This window comes from Borrelia sp. RT5S (genome assembly GCF_021165755.1).
In the GTDB taxonomy this organism is placed as follows: domain Bacteria; phylum Spirochaetota; class Spirochaetia; order Borreliales; family Borreliaceae; genus Borrelia.
Map to the genome: position 1 here is coordinate 21004 of NZ_CP088939.1, position 6008 is coordinate 27011.

Sequence of the window (6008 nt, forward strand, 5' to 3'; positions counted from 1 at the left end):
TAACAATATATATTAAACCTATGTTTATTAAAAGATCTAACTTAAATGCGGATATGGATATAAAAAGAAAAAGCATGCAACCTCAGGGGTGGGCATGCTACTGTATAAATTCAAATTTTTGATTTATACTTTATAAAAAATATAAACGGTACTATAAGTCACGGTAAAATAAGTCTTATAGCACCCAAAGGATGTCTAAAATGATAATTCAAAAAGCCTACTTTTTCAAGTCTACCACCAAAGGGATCAAGACACTACTTACTAGGATCATTAAGAATAGCTTTGAAGCTGACACCCATGAAAAAGCACTCACGATTAACCACATAAAATCACTCGTGGTGCGCACATACAAGCGAATCGAACGGGTGTATAAAATATGTTGGGCTATTGAGCGAAAGAATACAGAATATTTTGCCTCAGGCAGGCTTGCACACTACTCAGCAGGTGACATACACAGAATGGTTAATGCCTCCCTTGTCAAGGACGGCCTTAAACCTGCTGCAAGAAGTACACTCAGAGGCGATATTAAGGCATTGAAGGATTTGGGGCTCATTAGGGCTGTAATTCAACCTCTAGGTGAGGGCAATGGTGGCTTTGCCTTTTACGTAATCAATTGGAAACTATGGAGAAACTTTAAAACAATTATTAAGAAGCACCATGAAGACAAACTAATTGACACACTGGCTGGTGTTAGAATTAAGGGTGTTTTTGAAGATAAAATTGATGCTGTCTCTTTTGATGATGTTGATGACTATGAACAAATTGAACAATATGCCGCTGCTTCCTTTAAACAAAACGAAGAAGAAATGGTGTTAAATGCCTCCCCTCAAAATAGCACCATTATACCTAAAGGTATAATAAGCTTAACTAATACTAAGAATTCTAAGAATTCGATTTTAAAAAAACATAGGGAGGAGGGAAGTGCTAATAAAGCAGGGGTCGTTTTTGAAGGCATCGGGACTTGCGAGGGGAAGGACAAAACCGACAGAATAGAAACTAGCGATGAGAAGGCACAGGGGGGGGTTACCAGCAAATCGGCTGGGAAGGCATGTTCGAAAGCTAGTAGCTTTAAGAGCAATGAGGATAGGCAGGAGAGTTTGCATGCAAAAGCGCCGCCGCGCCGCGCCGCCGCCCGCGTTGCCTCGGCGTACAAGAGGAGCTATGAGGAGCACATGGAGTGTAAACTAGAGAATAAATACAAAATTGACAGGCACACTTTGGCTACAATACGGCGGTGTAGCAATAATGTCGCCACGCATAGGAATGCCTTGCGTAATTTGGAGGCAAGCCTAATTTATGCTAGTGATTATGCTGTAGAAGACGTGGCTGGATACTATACAAAGCAGTTTACGCAGGTTTACAGCAATAAGGTTTGGATGTTAAATCCTAACACGGACAAGACTAATGATTTTTACAAGGTTTGGGGGTCGTTCATGGATAAGTACACGAATAAGTACAAGCAACAGGAGCTTTTAGGCAGGGTTGTTTGCTCGGATGGGTATGGCAACCTGCGTGAGCTTGACTCTAGTGGTAGGTTTAAGGAATCAACTGTAAGGCCTTTGGGTGGGCTTTTGGATAAATTTAGGCAAGATATTAGCATTAACGAGGAGGTGGTGTCATGAGTGGTAAGGTTCAGCTTACTAGAGAAGAAAGGATAGCGAGTGCTATGTTACGCAATCAAACTCATCTGATGAGGAATACTGATTATTTTTATGAACGCATAATGGGGCTTGAGTATGGTAGCAATCCACATGAGGTTTTCAATAGAACTGGCACTAAGAAATTGTATCGTCTTCTTGAGAGGGGTCGACGAAATTTTGAGAAGTACTTAAAGAAGCATGGCGAGGGTCGCGATCCTGCTGAGGTTTATGAAGAATGGAAAATATGTAGGTTTGATTCAGAAAAGCTTAACGAGGCTTTATTCAAAATTGGCATCACTATGTCTTAGTCTTGTGCGCTTGAGTTGAGGATATGACAGTGAAAAAAAGGGGGTGTTTATGAAAATGTTTGAAAAACTTAGTGCTCTATTTAAATCTAGAGACAATGAAATTGAGGATGCAGTATCTACTGCCTGTGCACAAACAGATGATGCGAAGCAGGTTAAGAAGAAGACGGGTCGGCCTCCTTTAAACCTTACTGATGAGGAGCGAAAGGAGAGGCGAAAATTAATCATTCAGAAGTCTGCTCTTAAGAACAAAGAGAAGATTAAGGCTTACAGAGACGGATATAGAGAGAGGAACAAGGAGAAGATGAAGGCATATAAAGAGGCGTATAGAGAGAAGAATAAGGAAAAGGTTAGGGAGTATAAGAGGGCTTATAGAGAAAAGAATAGGGAAAAGATAATAGCAAGGTTAAAAGAGAGATATCGTGAGGACATTGAAGGCAATAGGGAGTATCAAAGGGAGCGTTATAGGAAAAATAGAGAGGCTATAATAGAGCGAACTAAGACTTATCTTAAGGAGCATCCCGAAGTAGTAGCTAAATCTAACCATAGGTATTATTATGCAAATCAAGAGGAACTTAAGCGTAAGAGAAGAGAGAAGTATGCAAGGCAAAAGTTGGCAGCACAACAAACGTAAGTTTTGCTTACTTTAGTTTATACCATGCATGGTTGACAGGATAGGCTGTATAAGTTTTGTCTAGAATGGCGGCGTCACATAGGCAGGGTTTAGGGATCTAAGTTTGTGCTCGTGCCTGCTTATTTAAAAAAGTTTACCAATATGATTCCTTAACAAAGTTGTTCACAAAAGTTATCAGTTATACTGTTCATTTATATTTAAAAATATCTGTTTCTATTTAAATTCTACTTAAAAGAGAATCACTTCTATTTAAAAATATCCAATTTCTATTTAAAAAAAGTAGGCTTGCAACAGTATTCTAATTGATTTTAAGGCATGTTAATTTCTATTTAGAAATAGAAATATATTCTATTTAAAGAGTTGGTGCATGGGAGTTAAATGAACACGTAAAACATAGACTCGTATTTAGTAATTAAAAATAAATCATCTTAAAAATAAATTATCTACTTTAGATAAGATTTCCACCCTTAAAAAGAAGTTGACAAAAGTAACAAAATAAGATACAATAAAGATAGCTTGAAAAAAAGGAGAAAAAATGACTACTTTAGGGATTCCATTAGGAAAAGATTTTGGCTATAACAGCAGCAATACATGCGATAAAACACAAGTATCAGCTGCCATCAATTATGATTATAACATAGATTATAACATAAAGGGTGGGTATAATATAAGAGACATTTTATTAGAATTTAAGGAATATGAAGCGTTAAAAAGAGACCAATTAATTGTGGATATAAAAGGAAGAATAAGTGAGTTTAATAAGTGGGTAGCAAGCCTTGAAAGGGATCAGTACAGGTTTATATCAAGTATTAGATCAAAGAAGTTCCATGCTTCATATCATGATTTGACATATATGTGTGAATATTTAAGCTTATACATAAATAGTAAGTTTGAGTATTATAATACTTATCTATTTCGTAATGAAATTTACTTAAACAGGTTTAGAGATAAATTTAAGCTAATGTGTGCTTACTTATTTAATAGAAGTAAGTACAAAGCTAGGGTATTGGATATGATATTGAAGGAAAAATTAGTGATTGAGTGTATCGCAAGTTGTATTGCAAACTTTGATAGTTCTCTTAAAAGAGTAAAGAAAAGCATCGCTAACTTTATGAGAAGAAGAAATAGTGGAGTGTGGAAATGAATAAGGAAATAAATAGAAGTCAGTTGGGTATACTGGATAAATTAAAGTTTGATATTCAGTTTATGTACATGAATTTCATCAAGATAGTGGGTGCGTTACTGCTTGTAGGCTTTAACATCTTAAATTCATATAACGGATTTATTGTTTATTCAAGCGAGCACCTAAGCAGAGAGCAGCATTTGCTTTATTTAGGGTTTACTATCGTAATAATAGTAGTGCCCACTATTATTTTTCATAAGATGTTGTATTTACTTAATGAATATAGAATACAAAAGCAAACTGGTAGTGTAACGGTTATGTCTAGCCGACATAGCAAGGTTGTGGGTGTATTGCTTGTTATTGCTTTTATAACTCAATTAGTTAGTACATGGGGTAGTTATGAGAATTTTTTCCAATTGTTCTTCAGCTCACAGCTTCGTGAGGTTAAGCAACAACAATTGAGTATGGTTGCATCATCAAAAGTAGCTATGCAAGCTGAGAAGACAATATTGAACCAGCGTATAGACATGTTGAAGCGACGAATAGAAGCTAATATAGCAACAATTGAATCAGTTGAGGTTAAGAATTTGGCTTTATATCACGATCACAAGACTAAAAAGCTGGAGTATGAGAAGTTCATTGATAAGAAAAATAAAGAGAATAAGCAATTAGAAGTACAAATAAATTCTTATTTAGAAAAGGTTAAGGAACTTGATATTAAGCATCATGAATCTATTAAAGAGAACAGTGAAGGGAATAATATGTATGGGATTCATGCATTATTCCTAATACCGGAAATATTTAACAGTGAGCATTCATATATAAAATATTTAATATCTTATTTACTATTGTTGTGTTCTTTTGCATTAGATGTTGTCTTTTGTATTTTTGTTTATCATATATCTAGTTTGTATAAAAGAGATTATGAGTCTAGACTAGCATACACTAGCAATCTTCACAAACCATTAGTAGTAAGCAATCTTCACAAACCATTAGCTAGTATTGCTAGTAAGTTTAGAACAAAAAAGGTTGACTTTAACTCAATACCAGTTGATGTCTACAAGACACTAGACTTTTTTGTTAATAACACAAAAGAGGACAATAGGGTGCTTAAGAAGGTTGAACTTATTTCAAAAGAGACTGGGGTTTCAATTCACTATGTTAGAAAGGGTATAGCAACGCTGCTTAAGCATAATTTGCTTCATAAAAAGCATAGAGCTTTTGTTCTAAATTACGATTTAATAACTAAATTAGTTGATGACATTAACAACAATGGGAATGACAAGAGTGAAGTAGCTACTCTTAAGAAAGCTATTAAAGCACAGTTTGCTTTTGTTTCAACAATTGCTAGTGTTTCTATTTTAACCAAATTGTTATAATTAAGGGGGTGTGGAATGAGTAATGGTGTGTTAAATGCCGATTTGGATGCAAACAAAACTTTAAATCAATTAGTGGAAGGTCTTCTTAGTAGTTTATCTGCTAATGAAAAGGGTGTTGCTATCTTACTAGTTGAAGCTGCTAGATCATATATTATTGCATTAAAAAGCGATATTGCAGCGCTTGAGAAGGGAATGGTAGGTCTTGAGGAGAAGATGGCTACCAATTTTGCATCAATGGATATTAAGTTTGTAGCAGTAGAAAAGGAAATAGCTGGACTTAAGGAGAATATGGCTACCAATTTTGCATCAGTGGATAAGGAAATAGCTGGACTTAAGGAGAATATGGCTACCAATTTTGCATCAGTGGATAAGGAAATAGCTGGACTTAAGGAGAATATGGCTACCAATTTTGCAGCAGTGGATATTAAGTTTGCAGCAGTGGATAAGCAATTTTTAGGAGTAAACCAAAGAATAAATGATGTTAAGAATGATATTGAGGAGAAGATGGATACAAAGATAAATAATTTAGAAAAAAATATTTATAAAGAACTTGCAATAATGAGGAAAGATTTTACTAAATCCAATAGAATACTAATGGCATCCGCGACGCTGATATTTCTTTTGGGAGTTGCATTTATACCAAAAGTAATGGCATATTTGGGTATGTAGTCTTTTAAGTTTTAATTTTGAAAAGCAAAGCCAAAGTTAACTAGCTTTGGCTTTTTATTTAAGAAGATAATTTTTATTTAAAATAAATACTAATAAATAATATAACCAAATTAAATAAAGACAACAATAAATTTAGAAGCAAGTGCTTATTCATAAAAAGGAAACAACAATAAAGTTATAGGTACCGACATCATCAACATAACAATAAAGTTACCTGTTTTTATAAACAAAGAATAGCAATATACTATCTAGTTATAT

General features: G+C 34.7%; 6 protein-coding genes. All 6 read left to right on the forward strand.

Features of this window, described 5'->3' with window-relative positions:
- Window positions 1-200 precede the first annotated feature (200 nt).
- The 6 genes from LSO06_RS04890 (at window position 201) to LSO06_RS04915 (ending at window position 5750) form a co-directional block, all read left to right on the forward strand.
- Complete coding sequence (locus LSO06_RS04890) at window positions 201-1622, forward strand: plasmid maintenance protein (RefSeq protein ID WP_231760985.1); 1422 nt, start codon at window positions 201-203, stop codon at window positions 1620-1622.
- Entirely contained in the window at window positions 1619-1948 is a 330-nt protein-coding gene (locus LSO06_RS04895; RefSeq protein WP_231760986.1) for a hypothetical protein, read from the forward strand. Before LSO06_RS04890 ends, LSO06_RS04895 begins: the two co-directional genes overlap by 4 nt.
- Window positions 1949-1997: 49 nt before the next feature.
- Entirely contained in the window at window positions 1998-2579 is a 582-nt protein-coding gene (locus LSO06_RS04900) for a hypothetical protein (protein WP_231760987.1), read from the forward strand.
- 535 nt (window positions 2580-3114) lie between these two features.
- Window positions 3115-3723, forward strand: a complete 609-nt coding sequence (locus LSO06_RS04905) for a hypothetical protein (protein ID WP_231760988.1) — start codon at window positions 3115-3117, stop codon at window positions 3721-3723.
- On the forward strand, window positions 3720-5081 hold the full coding sequence (locus LSO06_RS04910) for a replication/maintenance protein RepL (RefSeq protein ID WP_231760989.1): 1362 nt from the start codon (window positions 3720-3722) through the stop codon (window positions 5079-5081). The genes LSO06_RS04905 and LSO06_RS04910 overlap by 4 nt, the downstream gene beginning before the upstream one ends.
- Window positions 5082-5096: 15 nt before the next feature.
- A complete protein-coding gene (locus LSO06_RS04915) occupies window positions 5097-5750 on the forward strand; it encodes a hypothetical protein (protein WP_231760990.1) in 654 nt (217 codons plus the stop codon).
- The last annotated feature ends 258 nt before the right edge of the window (window positions 5751-6008 follow it).